Origin of the sequence: Psychrobacter sp. 1Y6 (assembly GCF_052258385.2) — a bacterium.
Taxonomy (GTDB): Bacteria; Pseudomonadota; Gammaproteobacteria; order Pseudomonadales; family Moraxellaceae; genus Psychrobacter.
On the sequence record NZ_JBQQEW020000001.1, the window covers coordinates 1066221 to 1087366 of the forward strand.

At 42.3% G+C, this 21146-nt stretch carries 19 protein-coding genes; 7 read left to right on the forward strand and 12 right to left on the reverse strand.

The annotated features are described in order from the left end of the window. Positions 1-107 precede the first annotated feature (107 nt). Positions 108-518, reverse strand: coding sequence for a carboxymuconolactone decarboxylase family protein (locus tag ACTXGF_RS18250; RefSeq protein ID WP_443533818.1), 411 nt, complete (start codon positions 516-518; stop codon positions 108-110). Between the two features lie 418 nt (positions 519-936). Here ACTXGF_RS18250 and acnB point away from each other — a divergent pair, with 418 nt between their 5' ends. The 3 genes from acnB to ACTXGF_RS18265 all read left to right on the forward strand — a co-directional run bounded on the left by acnB (position 937) and on the right by ACTXGF_RS18265 (position 4824). Further along, positions 937-3540: a bifunctional aconitate hydratase 2/2-methylisocitrate dehydratase gene (acnB, locus tag ACTXGF_RS18255; protein ID WP_443533816.1), complete on the forward strand. Its 2604-nt coding sequence runs from the start codon at positions 937-939 to the stop codon at positions 3538-3540. Between the two features lie 193 nt (positions 3541-3733). Beyond that, positions 3734-4177 carry a DUF805 domain-containing protein gene (locus ACTXGF_RS18260; RefSeq protein ID WP_443533815.1) on the forward strand — a complete coding sequence of 148 codons (444 nt, stop codon included), beginning with the start codon at positions 3734-3736 and terminating at the stop codon, positions 4175-4177. Between the two features lie 206 nt (positions 4178-4383). After that, complete coding sequence (locus ACTXGF_RS18265; protein ID WP_160020982.1) at positions 4384-4824, forward strand: PACE efflux transporter; 441 nt, start codon at positions 4384-4386, stop codon at positions 4822-4824. Between the two features lie 70 nt (positions 4825-4894). Here the strand turns inward: ACTXGF_RS18265 and ACTXGF_RS18270 are convergent, their stop codons facing one another. Continuing rightward, positions 4895-5692 carry an enoyl-CoA hydratase/isomerase family protein gene (locus ACTXGF_RS18270; RefSeq protein WP_443533813.1) on the reverse strand — a complete coding sequence of 266 codons (798 nt, stop codon included), beginning with the start codon at positions 5690-5692 and terminating at the stop codon, positions 4895-4897. Positions 5693-6031: 339 nt separating this feature from the next. Here ACTXGF_RS18270 and ACTXGF_RS18275 point away from each other — a divergent pair, with 339 nt between their 5' ends. After that, positions 6032-6844 (forward strand): alpha/beta fold hydrolase, encoded by an 813-nt coding sequence (locus tag ACTXGF_RS18275; RefSeq protein ID WP_443533811.1) that lies wholly within the window; start codon positions 6032-6034, stop codon positions 6842-6844. Positions 6845-6998: 154 nt separating this feature from the next. Here the strand turns inward: ACTXGF_RS18275 and ACTXGF_RS18280 are convergent, their stop codons facing one another. The 6 genes from ACTXGF_RS18280 to ACTXGF_RS18305 form a co-directional block, all read right to left on the reverse strand. Then, positions 6999-8063, reverse strand: coding sequence for an HpcH/HpaI aldolase/citrate lyase family protein (locus ACTXGF_RS18280; RefSeq protein WP_227511148.1), 1065 nt, complete (start codon positions 8061-8063; stop codon positions 6999-7001). A gap of 65 nt (positions 8064-8128) precedes the next feature. Further along, entirely contained in the window at positions 8129-9310 is a 1182-nt protein-coding gene (locus ACTXGF_RS18285) for a cysteine protease StiP domain-containing protein (RefSeq protein WP_443533809.1), read from the reverse strand. A 65-nt stretch (positions 9311-9375) separates the two neighbouring features. Beyond that, on the reverse strand, positions 9376-10206 hold the full coding sequence (locus ACTXGF_RS18290; protein ID WP_443533807.1) for an HAD hydrolase family protein: 831 nt from the start codon (positions 10204-10206) through the stop codon (positions 9376-9378). Then, positions 10203-10877 carry a hypothetical protein gene (locus tag ACTXGF_RS18295; protein ID WP_201606458.1) on the reverse strand — a complete coding sequence of 225 codons (675 nt, stop codon included), beginning with the start codon at positions 10875-10877 and terminating at the stop codon, positions 10203-10205. Before ACTXGF_RS18295 ends, ACTXGF_RS18290 begins: the two co-directional genes overlap by 4 nt. Next, entirely contained in the window at positions 10864-12174 is a 1311-nt protein-coding gene (locus tag ACTXGF_RS18300; RefSeq protein WP_443533806.1) for a phosphoribosyltransferase domain-containing protein, read from the reverse strand. Before ACTXGF_RS18300 ends, ACTXGF_RS18295 begins: the two co-directional genes overlap by 14 nt. Before the next feature lie 42 nt (positions 12175-12216). Then, positions 12217-13443 carry a S1 family peptidase gene (locus ACTXGF_RS18305; RefSeq protein ID WP_443533805.1) on the reverse strand — a complete coding sequence of 409 codons (1227 nt, stop codon included), beginning with the start codon at positions 13441-13443 and terminating at the stop codon, positions 12217-12219. Positions 13444-14120: 677 nt separating this feature from the next. Between ACTXGF_RS18305 and ACTXGF_RS18310 the strand changes: the two genes are divergently transcribed. Beyond that, positions 14121-14828: a hypothetical protein gene (locus ACTXGF_RS18310; protein WP_165596808.1), complete on the forward strand. Its 708-nt coding sequence runs from the start codon at positions 14121-14123 to the stop codon at positions 14826-14828. Positions 14829-14950: 122 nt separating this feature from the next. Beyond that, positions 14951-15691 (forward strand): MHYT domain-containing protein, encoded by a 741-nt coding sequence (locus ACTXGF_RS18315; protein ID WP_443533803.1) that lies wholly within the window; start codon positions 14951-14953, stop codon positions 15689-15691. 126 nt (positions 15692-15817) lie between these two features. Here the strand turns inward: ACTXGF_RS18315 and ACTXGF_RS18320 are convergent, their stop codons facing one another. Then, positions 15818-16957, reverse strand: coding sequence for an ATP-grasp domain-containing protein (locus ACTXGF_RS18320; protein WP_443533801.1), 1140 nt, complete (start codon positions 16955-16957; stop codon positions 15818-15820). A 288-nt stretch (positions 16958-17245) separates the two neighbouring features. Here ACTXGF_RS18320 and ACTXGF_RS18325 point away from each other — a divergent pair, with 288 nt between their 5' ends. After that, entirely contained in the window at positions 17246-18520 is a 1275-nt protein-coding gene (locus tag ACTXGF_RS18325) for a TerD family protein (RefSeq protein WP_443533799.1), read from the forward strand. Positions 18521-18641: 121 nt separating this feature from the next. Here the strand turns inward: ACTXGF_RS18325 and ACTXGF_RS18330 are convergent, their stop codons facing one another. The 3 genes from ACTXGF_RS18330 to ACTXGF_RS18340 all read right to left on the reverse strand — a co-directional run bounded on the left by ACTXGF_RS18330 (position 18642) and on the right by ACTXGF_RS18340 (position 20861). After that, on the reverse strand, positions 18642-19250 hold the full coding sequence (locus tag ACTXGF_RS18330) for a TerD family protein (protein ID WP_057760836.1): 609 nt from the start codon (positions 19248-19250) through the stop codon (positions 18642-18644). Positions 19251-19326: 76 nt separating this feature from the next. Further along, the gene (locus tag ACTXGF_RS18335; protein WP_057760834.1) at positions 19327-20079 is read right to left on the reverse strand and encodes a TIGR00266 family protein; all 753 of its coding nucleotides are present in this window, start codon (positions 20077-20079) and stop codon (positions 19327-19329) included. A gap of 206 nt (positions 20080-20285) precedes the next feature. Beyond that, complete coding sequence (locus ACTXGF_RS18340; RefSeq protein WP_443533797.1) at positions 20286-20861, reverse strand: TerD family protein; 576 nt, start codon at positions 20859-20861, stop codon at positions 20286-20288. Positions 20862-21146: the final 285 nt, after the last annotated feature.

A 21146-nucleotide genomic window follows, 5' to 3' on the forward strand; every position in this document is an offset into this window, starting at 1 on the left:
GGAATTATCAGAATGTTTTATGAGTGCAGATATTATAGCAGAAATTTGGTCGTCAATTTTTAAACAATATTGTTAAGATTACTATGATTGCTCGGACGACCATAGTTTTAAATATCTATATCGATTTCCAACTCATTCAGTATATCTATGGCGGCGCGAAACGCTTCTTGAGTGGCAGGTGCACCGCAGTACGGCAAGCTATGCATGAGCACTTCTCTAATCTCAGCGACACTGGCCCCGTTGTTAATGGCACCGCGTATATGTCCTTTCAACTCGTTTGGGCTTTTTTGGGCAATTAAAAAGGCAATAGTGATTAATGAGCGATACTTGCGTGGTAATACTGAGTCATCTTGCCAAGTGCTGCCCCAAGCGTGTTCGATAATCCAGTCTTGCAATGGTTGGGTAAATCCTGTGGCAGCATCAAGCGAGCGTTTGACATGCTGCTCACCCATCACCTCAGTGCGTACCTTGAGACCATTATCATAGTTAATATTGTTGTCCGTATTGCTATCAGTCATATTGTCGTCCTTAATGTTTTACCAAAATGTTTTTACCAAATCGACTACTAATCAATCGACTATTAATAAATCTAAGTTGCTACATTTCTTTAAGCTGAATTTTATCGAAGTTGTTTCTTACAAAATTGTATATCAGTCATATGGTGTCTGCTCAGTCATAAAGCAAGTATTTATTGATAAGCGTAATCAGGCAAATGCCAGTTATAATGAGCGCTACAATCATTTATTGATGGCACTATTTTTATAATAAATGTTCAATATGGCCTTACTATGCGCCTTTTCAGAGCTGAGCCATTAACATTTAAAGCGTTTTAAGCTATGATTGCACGGATAATTATTTCATATAGTATATAGACGCAGGCAGTCATGCTGACTACCCACGTAATGTGCTACACCCCAACTGACGAGGACGACTATTGTGTTAGAAGCTTATCGTAAACATGTCGAAGAACGTGCTGAGCTAGGAACTGTACCCCTACCACTAAATGAAAAACAAGTAGTAGAGTTGGTTGAATTATTAAAGAACCCGCCTGCAGGCGAAGATGCGTTCTTGATGAACCTATTAGAAAACCGTATCCCTGCTGGTGTTGACCAAGCAGCATACGTTAAAGCGGCATTTTTGGCTGCTATCTTAAAGGGTGAAACATCATCACCACTTATCAGCAAGCAAAAAGCTGTTGAAATTCTAGGTACTATGCAAGGTGGTTACAACGTTCAGCCACTAGTTGCTGCACTAGATGATAGCGAAGTTGCACAAGACGCTGCTGAAGCACTAAAGAAAACTTTGCTAGTATTTGACGCGTTCAATGATGTGACTGAAAAAGCTGAAGCTGGCAACACTATTGCTAAAGAAGTGATTCAGTCTTGGGCTGACGCAGAATGGTTCTTGAACCGTGCTGAAGTACCAAAGAAAACCACTTACACGACGTTTAAAGTAACTGGCGAAACCAACACGGATGACTTGTCACCTGCGCAAGACGCATGGAGCCGTCCTGATATCCCATTGCATTCACTAGCCATGCACAAAAACTCTCGCGACGGCATCAATGCTGACGAAGAGGGCGTTGTTGGCCCAATGAAGCAAATCGAAGCGCTTAAAGAAAAAGGCCATCCGCTAGCCTATGTTGGTGATGTTGTTGGTACTGGTTCTAGCCGTAAGTCTGCAACCAACTCAGTATTGTGGTTGATGGGTGAAGATATCCCTAACGTGCCAAACAAACGTGGCGGCGGTTTAGTACTTGGTAACAATATCGCTCCTATCTTCTTCAACACGATGGAAGATTCTGGCGCATTGCCAATCGAAAAAGTGGCAGTTGATAACCTAAACATGGGCGATGTATTTGACATCTATCCGTACGAAGGCAAAATCACTAAGCATAACTCTGATGAAGTACTATCAACGTTCTCACTAAACTCACCAACATTGCTTGATGAAGTTCGTGCTGGCGGCCGTATTCCATTAATCGTTGGTCGTGGTTTGACTAACCGTGCTCGTGAATACATGGGTCTTGGTCATTCAGACATCTTTGCTAAGCCAGAAGAGCCAGCTGATACCGGTAAAGGCTTTACGCTTGCCCAGAAAATGGTTGGTAAAGCGTGTGGTCTGACAGGCGTACGTCCAGGTATGTACTGTGAGCCTAAGATGACTACGGTCGGCTCTCAGGATACGACTGGTCCGATGACGCGTGATGAGCTAAAAGACTTGGCATGTTTAGGCTTCCAAGCAGACCTAGTAATGCAGTCATTCTGTCATACTGCGGCTTATCCAAAGCCAGTTGACGTTGAGACTCAGCACACACTACCTGACTTTATCATGAACCGCGGCGGCGTAAGCTTACGTCCAGGTGATGGTATCATTCACTCGTGGTTGAACCGCATGCTACTTCCAGATACCGTTGGTACTGGTGGTGACTCGCATACTCGTTTCCCAATGGGTATCTCGTTCCCAGCGGGTTCTGGTCTAGTTGCTTTCGCAGCTGCAACTGGTGTGATGCCACTTGATATGCCTGAATCTGTTCGTGTTCGTTTTGTTGGTGAGCGTCAAGCTGGTATCACTCTACGTGACCTAGTACATGCTATCCCTTATCAAGCGATCAAGGAAGGTTACTTGACGGTTGATAAGAAAGGTAAAATCAACGAGTTCAACGGCCGTATTCTTGAAATCGAAGGTCTAGAAGATTTGACCGCTGAGCAAGCGTTTGAATTGTCTGATGCCTCAGCTGAGCGTAGTGCTGCTGGTTGTACCATCACTTTATCTGAAGCGTCAGTGACTGAGTACCTAAACTCAAACATCACGCTGCTTAAGTGGATGATCTCAGAAGGCTATGGCGATGCACGTACGATCAGCCGCCGTGTTGAGCAAATGCAAGAGTGGTTGGCTAATCCAAGCCTCATGCGTGCTGATGATGATGCTGAATACGCGATCGACATCACTATCGATATGAGCGAAATCAAAGAGCCTATCCTTTGCTGCCCGAACGATCCAGATGATGCAAAAACGCTAGCAGACGTGGCTGGTGATACGATTGATGAAGTATTCATTGGTTCATGTATGACTAACATCGGTCACTTCCGTGCCGCTGGTAAATTGCTACAAGACGTACCAGCAGGTAGCTTGAAGACTCGTCTATGGATTGCACCTCCTACTAAGATGGATGCACGCCAGTTGATGGAAGAAGGTTACTACAACATCTATGCACAAGCCGGCGCTCGTACTGAAATGCCAGGTTGTTCACTATGTATGGGTAACCAAGCACGTATCGCACCGAAATCTACAGCGGTATCGACCTCAACTCGTAACTTCCCGAACCGTTTAGGTCAAGGCGCTAACGTATACCTAGCTTCTGCAGAGCTTGCAGCAGTCGCAGCGGTACTTGGTAAATTGCCGACTAACGATGAGTATCAGCAGTATGCTGGTATGCTAAACAGCATGGGTGATGAAGTCTATCAATACATGAACTTCGACCGTATGGAAGACTATACTGAAGAAGCAGACAAAATTAACGTTGCTCAGTTGACCTAATCTTGGTTGCAGCTTAAGCAAAACGTTTTTGAATAAATAAAACCCCGTATCGTCATGATGCGGGGTTTTTTATTGATGACTCTAAGAAAACTAGTATTCATTTACAAACTTTTATTGAGTATCTATAATCAAAGCTAATTGTGATAATTTTCACTGACGATTTCTACTTTTCACGACTGAGATAAAAAGCCCTATGGAAAATAATATCAAGCTTGATAAAGCGACACCGCCGCCATTGCCTAGATCTACGTTGGCTAATAATCATAGTGCTGAAGCAAATTACGGCATCATTGATTGGTTTAAAAAGGGCATGAGAAATTACACGAATTTTTCTGGTCGTGCGCGCCGTAAAGAGTACTGGTATTTCTTTCTAGTGCAAATGGGGGTGATGATCGTTGCAATGCTGCTAGACGCATTAATATTCAGCTCAGAGACAGGTTTATTTTACATAGTAGCGGCACTTGGTTTATTTCTGCCTGGTCTTGCCGTGACTATCCGTCGCTTGCATGATACTAGCCGCTCAGGATGGTGGTTTTTGATAGGGATAGTGCCACTGATAGGCTCTATTATATTACTGGTATTTCTAGCGAGTGATACCAAGCCTGAAACCAATAAATGGGGTCTACCAGCGAAATAGTCCGGTTAAAACAGGCGATAATCGTTAATAAAACGGCTTACGTCTGTATAAATGTACAGGCTGATTTTTTATGCCATCTTATGTATAATATAAATGCAGGCGGAAACCGTGGCTCTGCACTTCCTTTATCTTTTCTAACTCGGGACGGACCGGTACTTTGATACGCACCTTGCTGTTTGAATACAGGTGCTTTGGAGTCTTGGTTGATGACCTTATCACCGCTTAAACGTCGCTTAATTTATGTGACCGCTTTCGAAATTATCGCGATTATCTTATCTACCCTCATATTGATGAAACTCAGTCACAGTGACGCATCAGAATCCTTACCAATCGCCGTAATGATGTCGGTAGCAGCCGTCGTTTGGAACTTTATATACAATACCGCTTTTGAAGCGTGGGAACGCCGCAGACGTATTGTACGTCGCACGTTATGGATACGCAGTGTTCATGCTTTTGGTTTTGAAGGTGGGCTAGTGTTAATCTGCTTGCCACTTTATATGATTTGGTACGATGTTGGTCTAGTAAAAGCCTTTATGATGGAAGTAGCGCTACTGCTGTTTTTCTTAGTTTATACGTTTACGTTTACTCTGATCTTTGACAAGATATTTACTTTACCTCATCATTCTAAACCAGCAACCGCTTCTTAATTAAAGGCATTAACAAAAAAAGGGCTACCATACTGGCAGCCTTTTTTTGATGGCATTATTGTTTATCTTGTTACTTACCTTGATATACAGGCTTACGCTTTGCAATAAAAGCACTAACTCCTTCGATAAAGTCATCAGTTTTTGCCATTACGGTCTGCTGTTCTACTTCCTTATCTAACGCCGCGCTCAAACCAGCGAAGGCGTGTACGTTGAAGCTTTCTTTCATAGCGGCCAACGCTTTGCCTGGTAACTGGCTCAATCGTAGCGCCAATGCTTGTACGGTGGCGTCTAACTCGTCAGCACTAACTACGTTGTTCACTAGATTTAAACGTGCCATATCTTCTGCTTTTAATTTGTCACCTATCATTACAAGCTCAGTGGCTTTTGCTGCACCAACCAATTGGTTTAGTAAGTAAATACCACCTGCATCTGGCACTAGGCCAATATTAACAAATGCTTGTACAAACTTTGCATTGTCTGCGGCAATTCGAAAGTCACAAGTAAGCGCCAAGTTCATGCCAGCACCAGCTACAGCACCTTCTAATTTGGCAATAATCGGCTTATGAATATGACGTAATTTTAAGCTGACTTCGCCTGCACCTTCTACCATACCTCTTAATTTGTTTGAAACAATATCCTTGTCTAATCCTTCAGACAACATCTCTTTAATATCGCCGCCGCTGGAGAAATTACCACCAGCCCCTTGCAAAATAATCACCCGTACCTGATCGTCTGCAGCCGCTTTATCTAGCGCTATCAAGACTTGGTTTTTTAAGGGCGTGCCAAAGGCGTTTAAGCTTTTTGGATCGTTAAAGGTAATGGTAGCAATGTGCTCTGCAACTTGATAATCGACGAGAGACTGTGACATTTGAGATTTCCTTATTTTAAATGACTGTTTTAATATTCTGTATCAATGACAATGGTACGAAATAAAAGTGAAAATGGTTCAATGCTGATTACTATAGCAGCTTGCTATGATTATAAAAGCGTGTTTTGTGGGCGCTTAAGACACATCTATATACTGGTAAACTTTACTATTCTATCGTAAAAGCTGATGCTAGCTAATGAGACAAAACGACTGACTCGTAAAAAGGCTATGACCTAATGGGGTAATGGATTATGCTAATATGCCAGGTTGAGCGTAAAAGAGTCGTAAAAAACACAAGGGTACGCTTAAACTTTTCATTGATCAAACAAGGATGTGGTTATGCCAACTATCACTGTAAATAACGCTGATATTTATTACGAAGACAGTGCACCGAATGACACAACAAAGCCCGTTATCGTATTTGCTCACGGTCTATTGTGGAGCTCACAGATGTATGACAAGCAAGTGGAGCACTTTCAAACAGACTATCGTTGTATTGCTTTTGATTTTCGCGGGCAAGGTCAGTCGCAGGTTACTAAGTCTGGCTATGATATGGAGACGCTGACTGAAGATACACTTAGCTTGCTTGCAGCGCTTGGTATTGATAAGTGTCACTTTGTTGGGCTATCTATGGGCGGGTTCGTGGCTCAACGTATTGCGCTCAAACGCCCTGAGTTGTTGTTGTCATTAACGCTGTTAGAAACCTCTGCTGACCCTGAAGATCCAAAAAATATCCCTCAGTATCGCAAGCTAGTGAAAGCGATTCGCTGGTTAGGTATGAAGCGTGTGAGTAACAAAGTGATGCCAATCATGTTTGGCAGTACGTTTTTGGCAGACAAGCTGCGCAAATCTGACCGTAAGCAGTGGCTAACGATGCTACAAAGCAATCGCAAGGGCGGTGTGGTCAAAGCAACAATGGGCGTTATTGAGCGTACAGGTACTTATGAGCAGTTGGGTGAGATTGCAACGCCGACACTGATTGTGGTAGGTGATGAAGATGCCGCCACGCCTTATGCCAAATCTGAACGCATGCATTTTGCTATCGCTGGGTCCAAGCTTGCTATTATTAAAGGTGCGGGTCATACATCGACAGTAGAAGAGCCTGATCAAGTGAACCAGGTACTTCGTCAGTTTTTGGAAAGTTGTGCTTAATATAGATACTGTTCGAGAGCTTTAAAGCCTTATATCTATAGAAAATCCTAAGCAAATATCCATATAAAAAAGCCGCTACCTGTCATTTGATAGCGGCTTTTTGTATGGTGTAAGTTGTTAAATAGCAGACAGTTATCTGTATTAGCGATGACAGTTACATTCGTGAGCTGTATTGGCTATGTCCGTCATCAATGGTTCCAAAGGCTTCTGCACGATTGACGATTTCAGTCGCCCAAGCACGGTGCGTCGCAGGCTCTAGCATCGTATTATTGTACTTAAATACCGCTTTGGCTTCAGAGTGAAGGATCGCTTGTGCTTCATCCAGTGTACTCAGTGGCACACAGTAAGCTTGCTGTACTAGGGCGATTTGGCTTGGATGAATGACAGTTTTGCCTACCATCCCTAAGCTGACGTCTCGGTTCAGCTCTTGCATAAACAGCGTCGGCTGATCCAAGTACTCAAATACTGGCGCGGTAAGATAAAAACCATGCGGCACAAAACAGCCTAGCATTTGATAAGCCAACGTACCGATAGGCGAATCGTAAACAATACTGTTTTTTGGGCGACGTAAGCGCAATGCTGCAAATAAGTCATTACCACCGATACGCAATGCAAAAACTGGCTGGCTAAATGCTTCTTTAAAAGCGATGGCAAGCTCCTGATTGTGATGCGGATTGAATAGCGCTGCGGTTTCGAGCGTCGGCATAAGTAGTTGATCTACTTTTAGGTTCTGACAAGCCATGCGCCAGTTAGATAGGCTATACATATCAACTTTTGGCATAACGAAACCATCGATAAGATCGATATGGGTATAATCAGCCAGTTGCTGTAGCATCATCGGGCTACGTGGACGTATAAAGACCAGTGGACGTGTCGGATGCTGGGCATGAATCTTTGCCGATTTAGATGGCGCATTGATGCTATTGACATGCTCAGCCCATGTATCGAGCAGGGTTCGCAAACGCTCAAGCGCTAACTCAACATCCTGCTGACTGACCGCATCCTCTAGACAGATAATAATACTATTAATCGTCGGTAGTTTGTCCCGCTTGATGACTTGCCAAATATCTTGGCGAGTCGCAGGCATGTACAAGCTAGCACCGAGCTGATATGGATGGTGCGTGTGCGGTTTGACCATCGCATGACGCTCAGTGATCAGATGCGCATAAGATTGGGTATCATTGTAAAGGTCTGACTCGGTTTTTAGCATATCTGACATAATTGGCATCATAAGTAGAGAGTATAAGAGAACGAAAAAGAAAGTATTTAATACTGGTAAATGTATTAAGTGTTTTGGGAGCGCTGCTTGATAAGCGTGATGGCTTGATAAGGCAGTATTTTATCACCTAATACACTGATAGTGATGTTTCGTTGTGCACATAAATGGCGTAGCAGTATGGTATCAGGGTGCTCAGCAGTGGCGAGCAATATGCGCTCTGGATCGCGGCGTAATATGGCACGTGTTGCCTCGGCAATAGTCGGCTTAATACGGTTACGATTGACGATATGATAATCTGCTGCCAACGTCTTTATCAATGCAGCCGTCTGATAGCGTGGCTGCTGGTAAGTCGGTAAACGCGCTGGAGTAGTAGCCAATGATCGTCTCGCGGCATCAATATGCTCGATAAATGCCAAGCTATGATCTGCTGCTATTAAATCATCATAAAAGACACTGCGATGCAGGCCTGATGACGGCTCCGTGTATAAGCTGCGTGAAATTAATCCTGATACGGTGCTATTCAATAAACCAGATGGGATCAACCAGTCTTCTTCACTTGCCGCCAGCCAAGCAACGCCAGCAGGATCGGCGAGAGTCAGTAGCGGAATGACGTCAGCGCCTTGATGAAAAATATTAGCAAAATTAGCATGAGTAGAATCGCTAAACGTCTCTAAACTGCGAGCCAACTCTTGATAGATGGCACCTTTACCTGTCCAGCCATCGACGAATACGATTGGACTGTTTGGATAAGCCTCTAGTAGCATTTGCAGGGCCACTGGATCAAGACCACGATCGCGAATGATACTGATACCATAATGTACACTTGGCAGGTTATAGCTACTGTCTGTATCCGAGAGCGCACGCTGCAATAACACCCCAATTGGTAGACCTGCTCGTACCAAACTGACCAAAACCAGTGGATGCTCATCACTCACATTCTGCTGAAAAACATGATGTAGCGTATGAGACAAATGAGCGATATCGGTCGCGGTCCTTGTTGAGCCTTGCTCTAATGCCTGTTTGTATAGCTGCTCATGCATTGCAGTAGGCGCTTGCTCTAAAGTCAACATGTCAGAGTAATGGCGTTGTCCGCTTTGGATAAGCGCTTCTTTTTGACTGACGGGCACATCGGCAACTGCGTCCTTATCCACCATATCGAGTAGGACAGTGACATCGCTTGCAAGATAGCTGCCTGAGCCATAGTTTTGCAGAGTAGCTCTTTTTGTCTGTATATTAGGTAAAGTCATAGTATGAATAATAGCACTCGTGATGATAACAGTGGATTTGCGTGGCTGCAGTTTAAGCTGATGATTTAGCCTGACGATTTAGACTGGTATTGCTCATGCAATTGGCCATGATTGGGCATACCGTACCAGTCCAATAACTGTAAGAAAGGCAGATCAGCTAAGCTATCACCAAAACCAAAACTGGGACGCTGATGGTCTAAATGATGCTCTAATAAAAACTGTACCGCATGACGCTTATGAACCGCATGTGGCAATATCGCTAGGTTATTAGCATTCACATGTACATAGAAATCTTGATCAAAATCGCGTATCAGAGTGGGCAGTTTCTCAGCTAAATCTACGAGCGATTGATGATCTTTTTGCGCATGTTTGATAGCCAGATAAATCGTTAATTCTTCATCAACAGAACCATTGTTAAAGCTATCGATATGCGGTGTGAATACTAAATGACTTTGCTCGCTTTGACTATGATTGGCAAATAACTGGCTTAACTTAGTAAGCTTAACTTGCAATGGCGCAAGCTTACTATACATATGCTGCTGCCAACTGCTCAGCAGCGCTCCGTCAGACGTTAAAATAATCGCTCCATGGGTCAATACTTGCCAGCTATCAAAGGGCAATTTAACGCGTTTTATTTCACTACGATCCCGCGCCGTCACTACAACTAATTCGGTGCTGGCAAGTAGCCAATTAAAAAAGGTTGCTTGGCGCTGACTCATAAAGCTCAGTGGCTCGTCTTGTTTATTGACCGTTGCACATACCAAAGATTCAGGTTCAGTAGTGGGTAAATCCCACGTATCAATTTTGCGTTGAGTTTGGAATAGAGTATCGTCTAAATCCATCAAGGCATAAGGCTTAATAATGTCTGGGTTAGCTTTAAAAAATGAGGTAGTCATATGTTCCTATTGCATTGATTGTCTTTGAATAATTGACTTTGATGTACAAATTCGTCTATCAAGTTTTTTGTTCTCAAATAAGTTCTTACTGCATCAATTTTGAATAATAAATATGCTTCTAGTATGTAGAGAGGTATCATTGCAATATAAAATAGTGTTTGATTTTGAAAGAGAACGAGAGATAAAAAACCTACTATCAGTATCCAGATCAAGAAAAAAATAATAATGAAAATATTGAATCGATGATAGTTATTGCTCCAATAGCTACTTAAACCTCTAACCTTCTTGATGTACTGTCCATCTTCGAATCTTATTATAGAACCTGATTTTAAAGCGCTAAGCTCATGTAGGTTAATTTTTAAAAACTTCTGAGACATCAGAAACTCTATTTCTTCAACCTTATAGTCTTTGAGTAGGTACAAGCGCTTGTAAAAAAGTTGCTTGATTAGGAATGGTTGGTTACTCAGTCGTTCAAGAAAATTTTCGTCATCAATTATTTTATAGAGCATTTCAAACTGTTTATCATCTTTAGCATCAACACGATTAACGATATAAATAAAAAGCTTTACTAATACGAAAATACCGGAAAATATAAGCGCTATGATTGCTAGTGAGGATTCACCAAACCCTGTAATGGTTTTGATATAAGTCAGGAGCTCAGCTATTTCCATGACCTGCACCTACCACCAGCACGTTATCCAAACCTCGCCACATAGCATCCACACTATCAGCTGATGTTTCTATACACAACACAATCAAATCCCAATCACTAGGCTCAACGTTATAAGCAAAATTGGTCATACCAAGCCCATAATTGTCGCTGAAGCTTAGCATCGTGGTAATCGCTCCACCAAGCGCAATCGGTGAACGGGTTAATGCGCTAAAATTAACCATGGACGCTGTATCTCCGCTCAGTTTTTTAAACTCTATTTCAAGCCATTCAGCCAATAAAAATGGCAACCAAACAAACTCATTGCTACCCAATACTAGGATTCTTTTTGGTAGCTGAGTAACATCAAAGTTTTCTTGGCCATCGAAGCGCGTAAATGCAGTCTGAAAACTTGAAAGATAGTTAGCAAAACTCTCTGTACTGTCTAGCGTTGGAAATCGGCCCCAATTACCCGTATCACCGAGCGCCTGACTACCAGCGGCAGTAGTATCAACCGATGGCATCGTAATGGGTTCAGGATTGGGTGCGTCTGTCCATTGCCATGCGCCAGACAATAAATGATGGCGATGAAACTCAATACCAGCGAGACGATCAGTCATACGTGCAGGTTTATCATTTGACTGTGGGTGAGGTTTTTCTTGATCTAATGACCAGTCCACCAGTGTCGTCAGATGTACTTGCTCTAACTGGGTCAGTCCTGCTTCACGTAAGGCAGTGACGACATTAACACAGGTATTGCCCGTTGAGGCTTCATCATCGACCATAATCAGTGTTTTACTGGCCAGTAGCTGCGCTTGAGTAACGCTATCTTTGCTCTGATAAATCAAATGCTGGCTGGCATGACTGTGATCTTCACGAAACGTTGTTAGCAAGGAGTCGGTACCATTCGGATCACTACTTTCATCTTGCTGTGCATGACGCGTAGAGTTCAATAGCAGGGCTTGAGGATAGCGCGTTTGTAGTGCCTGATGGACGCCTGCAGATAGACCTACCGCGGTCTCTGCCATACCAATGACTAGTACTGGTTCAGCCAAGTCACTAGGCACTAAGTTAGCCAAATCAGTGAATGCCTCTCGCATGGTGCTTGGCGCAACGGGAATATGACGACCTAGCACTTTTGAGACAAACAAAAATGCACGCTTTGGATTAATACGCTGGGCAAATCCTAGCAAATCTTCTAATTGATAATGCTCGTGTTGTTCTGCGCCATTTTTATTAGTGGCTGAGTTGGTTTGATAAGTCAGATCTAGCGTACCACGGGGTAGGGTGATGGTCGTACTGTGTTGCTCATTTAACATTCATATTCCTTGGCGCTTTTAATTATATGTCGTCGTAGATTTTTAACCCTGACAGCCAACCAGCCATAAGGCACTGCGACTTTGCTTGCTTAGCTGAGGTGTTGTAAGAGGCGTAGCACTGGTCAAATCAGTCGTGTTCTCCAAGCTGACGCCAGCGCTCGCCAGTAGGGCAGATAATAACTGAAATTTCACCGCATAGTTCATATTTTGTGCATGTTCATGAACCAGACTGGATGTGACCATGCCGACGACCTCTCCAGTCGGCAATAATAAAGGACTACCACTAGAACCAGGCTGAATGGGTGCGGTGAATTGCACATGACGGATATCGTTATTTAAGCCTGTCAATCCTGATATACAGCCTTGAGTGACTTGCAGTTGGCTACTCAGTCCTGATAACGGAAACCCCAGTGTGGTAATGGTCTCGCCCAATATATCAACACATTGCTGCGCCAATGGGAGATAGCTAGGCAAAGGATCGCTAACTCTAATAATAGCTGAATCGCTTCCGATATCGCTAAGTACAACTTGTGCCTCGCGATCAGGCTGACCTTGCTGACGTATGCCAACCATCGCTGCTGACTCAATCACATGATAGCAGGTCAGCAGATGATAGGGATCAACAGCAAACGCTGTTCCTGTCCAAGTTTCGCCTGCTTGTACTTGACGGGGAGGGCGAGCTTCGTTGTTTGGTTGAGTACGCTGCTGCTGTTGCGCTTCTTGAATAAGTATATGTGTGCTAGGTGGACGAACATCCAGACTAACCTGTACATGATGTTCAAGGCTCGCCAAGCCTTGCGTTGATGCCTCACCAAGCGCCCGACATTTGAACTGTCCATTACGCTGATATATTTCTAATATAATCGCCGCTTTGACATGCCGCTCGTTTGTTGTGAAGTTATAGCGCATATCCCCGTTGTTGAGTATGAGGTTTACGTCATTTAACTCTACCGCTGGCAAGTTTAGGCTTGGATCATGATAAACATAAGCAATCAGTTGTAAGAAATTAACATTATTTTTATCAAATAACTGAGGTAAGTCTAACTGCCATGCGCTTGGATTATCCTTGCTATCGAGCTGAGCCCAGTCTTTAGCCTCATGTAAATAAGCAGGACTACAAACGGCTTTACGATGGGCATTTAATGGCAACCACAATAGCCCAAGCTGCTGTCCAAACTCTAATGGTTTAGTAGTAGAAAATGCGATCGAACACTTTGTATTTTCGATAACCGTATTGGCTCCTAGCACTAATTCGACTTGCTTCGACATCACATTTCCTTAGTTTATTTGCGCGATTATAGTTATTTTTATTGTTAATGATTTTATTTTGAACCTGTGATTCTACAAAGAGAAAACGTTAATAGGTGTTTTAATATACAGTTAAGATTAATTACATAATAGATATACCAAGATATATAGGTTTTAATAGTTTCGGAATTCCTTTTAATAATTAATTACTTTTAGAAAATAATAATGAGGTTTTATAGTCTAGCCATTTGTCGGTTAATGTAGCCACTTATCGGACAAAGCCATATAGCGTATTGCTACAAAACAAGATTCCGGTGATAATACAATCAAAATCTATTGCTATTTAGTAACTTTACTGTGACCAAGTGTTATCTGTAAAGTTTAAAAATAGTATTTGATTTAAACCTATTAATTCTAATCTTATTTTCAAGCTTATTGCTGTTTCTCGATTAATGAATTTCTAGTAGTTAGAGCACTTGTATGCTTAATAACTATAAAATCAAAGTTTCATCTACTGAATATAGTTCATTTCTTATAATATAAAAGATATATAAAAACTGTCACATGGTTGATGTCTGCATATCTTTTATATTGTGAGAAAGCCAGTTGGTCGGACCTTTGAAACGTTATTCACATTAGCTTATCTAGATAGCTTGATATAAGAAAGCGTAGCAGTATTTTAAGAAAAGGAGTGCTCTGTGAAATTCTCTTGTGCATTAGAAACGTCTTCTGAACGTATTCGTCTGGTCAATGTTATTTCGCCGCTTATTAAAGCAGGTTATCAGCTGGTTTCCCAAAGACAAGAGGCTTCAGAGAATGGTGGTAATATCATTCATGTGATCGCAAGAAGCCTAGGCTCTAAAACGCAAGCAGATCTAATCGATGACTTGTCTTCAATTGAAGGCTGTACGCTTTTTAATCTAGAAATAGATGAAGAGGGCGGCTCGTCAGCTGCCCCTGCAAAAAAGACATTAGATGAAAAAAGCGTCTTATCAGCCATCGGTGCTTATTACCCTAAAATAGCAGATATTGTCAGTCAGTATGAAGATAGTTTGCCTATTGAGCGACGTGTGACTGCATTGCAGGAGTTGGGTCGCAAGGTTGGCGGCGGTATTTACCAGCGTGATTATTCACTTGGTAGTCCACTAAAGATGCCTACTACGATCACTCGTGAGCTTGTGCCAGCATTAAAAGGTCTGTCTAAAGTTAAAGCAAAGAACAATGTGATCTATTTAATTAAATGTCCGTTCTGTAAGTCGTCAGATCATACTCACTCGGGATGCCATTTTATTGTAGGTTATATAGAAGGCTTTTTGGCAAGCAACCCTGCTATAGATGTGGTTCAAGTTGAAGAGACTAACTGCGGCGCAGGCAGTACCAATATTTGTGAATTTACCATTGGGTAAGAAAAACTGTGTGTAGATAATTTCATGTCTGTGCAAAAAAATCAATGAGCGAATGACGCACCGTGTTGCAATAAAAGTAACGTTATTTGACTCAATTCTTATGATAGTTAAAAGGCAAAAAAATGATGGAAGTTGAATATAACTTACTTTTGGTGTTGGTCTCATACGTCATTGCAGTATTTGGTTCTTATGTTGGCTTAAACCTTGCTATTCGAGTACCTTCTGCTAAGCCAGGAACGGATTTGTACTTTTGGGTGGCGCTATCATCGATTGCCATCGGCGGTGCGATCTGGTCTATGCATTATATCGGTATGATGGCTGTAGATATGAAAATGCCTGTGACTTATGACTTGGGTCTGACGATTGTCTCAATGCTACTCGCGATTTGTTTCGTTGCAGTCGGTATCGTCATCGTAGGTCGCGGTGAACCAAGCGTTGCTAAGTTAATTGGTGGCGGTGTGCTTACTGGGCTGGGTGTTGCAGCTATGCATTATACCGGTATGGCCTCTATGCAGATGGAGGCTACCATGTCATATAATATACCGCTGCTTATATTATCGATTGTAATTGCTATTGCAGCCGCTATCGCTGCGCTATGGTTGGCATTCAATCTACGTGGTACATTACAGCGTTTTGGTAGTGCGTTTATCATGGGTCTTGCAGTTTGTGGGATGCATTACACTGGTATAGCCGCGATGGAAATGACGATGACTAATCACTCGATGTCTATGGATTACACGCATGCAGGTGCTATTTCTTCATCAATTATGATCTTCATCGGTTCAGCAATTGTATTAAGCTTACTATGGGTCATTGCTTCTAAAAATGCACCTAAGCAAGCGACACTAGCATTTGGCGAGTAATTTTAAACGCTCATTTTTAATACCAATTAAAAATGAAAATAAAAAAGGTTTTTAGATATTAATCTAAAAACCTTTTTTTGTGTCTGTTCAAATCATCTGCTAAACACGTGCATGCTTAGCAGACTATTATTCATCATCCTTTTCAATTTTGACACTCATCATAATAGAGCGTACTTGGCATGGTTCAATATGCTGAATATTGGTTTCTAAGTTAGGTCTCTCTGATAGCCGCAACCAATAAGAAAATCCGACTTGCGTCAAATCAATTCCACTATGAGAGGTATACCCAATACCACCTGATGGACGGCTATTAATCTCAAGAACTCGGTGCTGACCGCTATCATCAGCTTTAGTTTGTACACTGACGATGCCATCACAGCCAAAGGCCCTAATCAGTGGGATTACGACATCCATGACAGACTGCTCATAACCAACGTGTTGTATTTTCCCTGTTTTATGACGAGTAACAGCAGCTAGGACTTCACCATATTCACAAACTACATCGATAGAGTACTCTTGCCCTGATAAATAAGGCATAAGCAGCATGGGAATAGGGCGCTCATGTACCATTTGGCTGTTGGTATAGGCATTCACAAATTGAGCTGTGTTGATTTTTTTCTCTTCAGTGAAGTATAAGTGCTCAAAGCTATCGTACGCAGTACTATCTGCTTTACCCGTGTCTAGTCGCCAAAACCCTTGGGCAAAAATACCGACAACAGGTTTGACGCATAGAGGTTGGTCACCATATTTGGCTAATAAATCCTCAAGCTCCGCCGTATTGTCAAAACGCCATGCGTCTGCCACTGGGATATTATGAGTGTGACAATGCTGCATAAAAGCAAACTTGTCATCGATTGATTCTAGTGCCGCTACGCTAGTTGCTCCCGTCAATAAGCGAATACCCGCAGCGTCAAATTTCTCACGATGCACTTCATAATCAATACCATTGCGTCCAGTCAGTAGTACTTTTACGTTATGCTTTTGAGCTTGTTCCAATACGAACTGCCAGCGTGGTATAGCAGATTCGCTAGTCGTCTGGGTATCAGCATCCATAGCTGAATTAGATGGCTCACGATAAATTATATCGGCGAATTCGAAAATCTCAGGTCTATCATGACGGTGTGAGGCAATAACTTGGAAAGGCTTATTTGATTTACTCTTTAAATTTTGTAAGCTCTCTAACATATCACGCTGGCTAGATTGACCTTCAGCTAACCACGCCGCTACTGGTATTGAAGGGTTACTATTGTCAGCAAGATTATTCATAATTCTCTCAGCGTTATCATTAGGTGTAGGGGAGTGGACAAGTCAATACTGCTACTGCAAATCTAGTAGTAATATTAGCAAAGGTATACGGTTTAATAGGACGTATTATATACAAATGATATGCGTTATAAACGCCTCTGATAAAATAGTCATAGGGATTTGTAAGGATGACTTTGTCGCTTATATCACGATTGCCTGATTCAAAACTTTCATAATATCCATGCTACTATATGATGATAGTCGGCATGACAATGACAACAGCATAATAAATAATCTAAAGGACGTATGATGAGTCAAAACCAACCTCAAAAACTAATTGCAGGTGCCAATGCGCCATTACCAACTGACAATATTAGTATTCGTATTTTAAGCCAAAATGCCATCGATTGTGCCGCTTATCGCCTGACTAATGACGGAAAAGTACGCGGTGATGGAGACATGATATTTTATGGTCAGACACGTAGCGATGATGGTAGCGTTAGCTTCCGTGGTCATGACAGTGATGGGTTTTTTGATGTCAATTTGTCTGCACAGCCTGCAACTATTGAGAAAATTGCCCTAGCGTTCTCTAGTGCGCAAACACTGTCGCAAGTTGGCGATGTGGACATTCAAGTTTTGCAGGGCAGTCAAGTACTGATGACCTGTCAGCTGAGTAGCGCAGGCCGTAATGAAAAAGCCATTATATTAGCTGAATGCTATCGAAGACAAGGAAACTGGAAATTTCGTTTTATCGCCCAAGGGTTTGAGGGAGGGCTAAAGCCTTTATCTGAGCATTTTGGTGTGGAAATCGCTGATGACGCACCTGCCCAAAACCATAACCCTGCGCAAAGCCAGCCTCAACCTATCAACACTCAGCGACCAATCAATACGCAAAAAGCAGGCAGCACGTCTCAAACTAACAACCCGCCACCGATTCCTGCTAACTCTTCAATTAACTTAAGTAAAATAACGTTAACCAAAAACCAATCTAGCATTAATCTTAAAAAACGTGATGATTTTGGCAAAATTTCGGTCAATTTAGATTGGAATCAACGCCCGCAAAGTGATAAATCAGCGCCCAAGAAAGGCATACTAGGGGATTTATTTAAGCAGCATCAATCAAGCGGTATCGATCTAGATGTCGGCGCTATGATTCATCTAAAAAATGGTGAAAAAACCCTGATTCAAGCGTTGGGTAATCGTTTTGGTAGTTTACAATCAGCGCCTTATGTTTGCCTACGTGCGGATGATAGAACGGGGCAGGTAAGCGGTGGTGAATGGCTAGATATTAACGGTCAGCAATGGTCACAGATTGAAGAGGTGTTTATCTTTGCGTTTATTTATGAAGGCGCGCCCAACTGGGAAAAAACCGATGGGGTTGTGACTATCCATGTGCCAGAGCAATCACCGATTGAGACACGTTTGACCGAAGGTGCGGGTAATCTACCAATGTGTGCCATTGCCCGTTTGGTCAATCAGCAAGGCAGTATCAATGTTGAGCGTATCAACCAATATTTTAAAGGTCATCAAGAGATGGACAAAGCGTTTAATTGGGGCTTTAGCTGGAAACGTGGACGTAAATAGTATTCTTAACTATAAACAATAAACATAAAAGAGCGGCCCATCTATTGATAGATGGGCCGCTCTTTTATGAAATAAACTATTTAACTAGATTGGTAATAATCCAGTTAAAGTCTCAAGTCAATTATGCATGCGGTGTGATAGCAGGCATTAAGTCGTGGAAGGTGCGGCCAGAAGCTGTCTCGCCAATCGCATGCATTTTCCATTCATTGTTATGACGATAAACCTTTGCCATTACCATCGCTGTGTGTCCACCTTGGGCAGACAAATTATAACGTGCTACTTCGCTATTGTTATTGGCATTAACGATACGGCAAAACGCATTTTCTACTGTCTCAAAAGTTTGACCAGTAAAGCTATTAACTGTAAATACCAATGAGACCACATTAGCAGGTACTCTTGAGAGATCGACATTGATGACTTCATCATCACCATCACCGTCGCCAGTACGGTTATCGCCAGTATGCACGATACTGCCATCTTTCGATTTTAGCTGACTGAACCAAATGGCATCGACTGCTTGCTTATTAGCATCGAACATGATGCATGAAGCATCTAAATCGATAGAGTCGCCGCCAGAACCGCCGCCGAATAATTTTCCTAAGAAACCACCTTTTTTATCTTGTGGCCCTTGAGCGACATCCCAACCTAGACCCAATTTAACTTGAGTAAGCTCGCCACCAGCTTCTTTGCTTAGGGAGATTTTTTGACCTTTTTGAAGACTAACTGCCATGTGAGTATCCTTATAATAATTGTGAGTAAAACCGTTTAAAAATAATGCTAAAGAGTATTATAAATTGCGAAAGGTGCTATAAGATATTGTCTAAAAATCCGCCACCGCCGCCACGTCCGCCTGAGCTACTACCTAAGACGCTTTGTATCCAACCTTGATAACTGTCGCGATTGCGCGAGCAAATAATGACTTTGCCACTTCCTGAAAAGTTCAGAACCATACCTTCGCCACTAGTGACAGAGTTGATGATATTGCTCATGATGCCTTTTTTCTTACTGGTCGAAACTGACAGTTTGTATTCAAGGTTTGAGTCCCAGCAGACCACATGACCGTTATCAATAATGACGTCTTTGTCTGGTGTGACATCAATCTCGAACAACGAGCCAAAACCAGATACTACGACTTGGCCTTGGCCTTGAGTCTGCATTACCATAAAGCCGCCTGTATCACCGAATACTGCACCGCCTAAGTTGCGCTGAATATTGGCTCTGATATCGACACCAGTTTGAGCCGCGACAAACGCACCATCACTCAATGTATACTGCTGCTTGCCAACTTCTATGATTTGCATATCACCATCGAGCGTAGGCGCAAGCAAACAGTCGCCCTCACCATTAACCGCTTCAATCTGCTGTTGAAACAACGATTCATCGTTTGCAAAGCGGCGCATCAGTGATTGCATCAGGCCACCTTGTAGCTTACCTTTCAGCTCAAGATTGGACTCCATCATCACCATCGCATTGGCTTCACAATAAATTGAATCGCCTTTTTTAAGATTACAATGCAAAAAAGGTTCAATAGTACCGATTAAACTGAATGTTGCGGCCATGGCTTGCAAATCCTTATTCTAATATCTTTGTTAAATGCTCTTAATATGTGCGTGTGCTTTTATATGCTCTATAGCTTTTAATGATAAGCCAATTAAATTTAAAGCCATCAAATGCGTTAAAGGGGCACACTTGATGGCTCATTAGATCACAACCAGACGTCTGTTTATGATAATTGGCTTGCTAAACGTTTACGTTGGTTTTAACGTTAAACATTTACGCCATAAGAGGCTGCTAATGGTCCAAGACCACCGCTGAAGCCTTGACCAACCGCACGGAATTTCCAATCACCGCTGTGACGATATAACTCACCGAAAATCATCGCTGTTTCAGTACTGCCATCTTCTGATAAGTCGTAACGAGCGATTTCAGATTCGCCATTGTCGTTTACAACGCGGATATAAGCATCACCCACTTGACCGAAGTTTTGGTTACGTGCTTGGCCTTCATAGATGATGGCACAGATAGCTACTTTGTTGACATCAGATGGAATGCTCGCAAGATTGATTTTGATTTTCTCATCATCGCCATCGCCTTCGCCAGTACGGTTATCACCAGTATGCTCAACAGCGCCGTTGTCTGATTTTAGGTTATTGAAAAAGATAAAATCTTGGTCGTTACGGACTTTGCCTGCTTCGTTAATCAAGAAACCGATTGCATCTAAATCAAACTCTTGCCCGTCAGTGGCACGTGGATCCCAGCCTAGACCGACTGTAATGTTAGTTAAACCTGGCGCTTCTTTTGATAAGTTTACGTTGCCGCCTTTTGTTAAGCTAATAGCCATACAAATATCCTTTGGATTAATAGTTAAGTGGATTGATTGATAAAAAATAAACTAAAAGTTGTGCAGTGACTGATACCTCAGAGCAAATAATAAAAACTTACCTGTACGCTATGCCCTGCATATCATTAGGTTTTACTATACTAAGCGTTTGCTCACTAAGCAAGGCGTATTTTGTGCGCTTACTATATGCTTACTAAGGGACATAATACTTCTGTATCTTTGATAATTTCTAATCAACTTAGCAATAGTCGTTAAGATATTGTTATGAAAAGTAATGTTTCATAC

What these genes read in the sequence shown, in the direction of transcription:
- ACTXGF_RS18270 (WP_443533813.1), bottom strand. Translation starts at nt 5,692, where the DNA reads ATGTCACAGTCTCTCGTCGATTATCAAGTTGCAGAGCACATTGCTACC.
- ACTXGF_RS18340 (WP_443533797.1), bottom strand. Translation starts at nt 20,861, where the DNA reads ATGGCTATTAGCTTAACAAAAGGCGGCAACGTAAACTTATCAAAAGAA.
- ACTXGF_RS18300 (WP_443533806.1), bottom strand. Translation starts at nt 12,174, where the DNA reads ATGTTAAATGAGCAACACAGTACGACCATCACCCTACCCCGTGGTACG.
- ACTXGF_RS18285 (WP_443533809.1), bottom strand. Translation starts at nt 9,310, where the DNA reads ATGACTTTACCTAATATACAGACAAAAAGAGCTACTCTGCAAAACTAT.
- ACTXGF_RS18250 (WP_443533818.1), bottom strand. Translation starts at nt 518, where the DNA reads ATGACTGATAGCAATACGGACAACAATATTAACTATGATAATGGTCTC.
- ACTXGF_RS18315 (WP_443533803.1), top strand. Translation starts at nt 14,951, where the DNA reads ATGATGGAAGTTGAATATAACTTACTTTTGGTGTTGGTCTCATACGTC.
- ACTXGF_RS18280 (WP_227511148.1), bottom strand. Translation starts at nt 8,063, where the DNA reads ATGTCAGATATGCTAAAAACCGAGTCAGACCTTTACAATGATACCCAA.
- ACTXGF_RS18290 (WP_443533807.1), bottom strand. Translation starts at nt 10,206, where the DNA reads ATGACTACCTCATTTTTTAAAGCTAACCCAGACATTATTAAGCCTTAT.
- ACTXGF_RS18335 (WP_057760834.1), bottom strand. Translation starts at nt 20,079, where the DNA reads ATGGCCGCAACATTCAGTTTAATCGGTACTATTGAACCTTTTTTGCAT.
- ACTXGF_RS18265 (WP_160020982.1), top strand. Translation starts at nt 4,384, where the DNA reads ATGACCTTATCACCGCTTAAACGTCGCTTAATTTATGTGACCGCTTTC.
- ACTXGF_RS18275 (WP_443533811.1), top strand. Translation starts at nt 6,032, where the DNA reads ATGCCAACTATCACTGTAAATAACGCTGATATTTATTACGAAGACAGT.
- ACTXGF_RS18305 (WP_443533805.1), bottom strand. Translation starts at nt 13,443, where the DNA reads ATGTCGAAGCAAGTCGAATTAGTGCTAGGAGCCAATACGGTTATCGAA.
- ACTXGF_RS18325 (WP_443533799.1), top strand. Translation starts at nt 17,246, where the DNA reads ATGAGTCAAAACCAACCTCAAAAACTAATTGCAGGTGCCAATGCGCCA.
- ACTXGF_RS18295 (WP_201606458.1), bottom strand. Translation starts at nt 10,877, where the DNA reads ATGGAAATAGCTGAGCTCCTGACTTATATCAAAACCATTACAGGGTTT.
- ACTXGF_RS18320 (WP_443533801.1), bottom strand. Translation starts at nt 16,957, where the DNA reads ATGAATAATCTTGCTGACAATAGTAACCCTTCAATACCAGTAGCGGCG.
- ACTXGF_RS18260 (WP_443533815.1), top strand. Translation starts at nt 3,734, where the DNA reads ATGGAAAATAATATCAAGCTTGATAAAGCGACACCGCCGCCATTGCCT.
- ACTXGF_RS18330 (WP_057760836.1), bottom strand. Translation starts at nt 19,250, where the DNA reads ATGGCAGTTAGTCTTCAAAAAGGTCAAAAAATCTCCCTAAGCAAAGAA.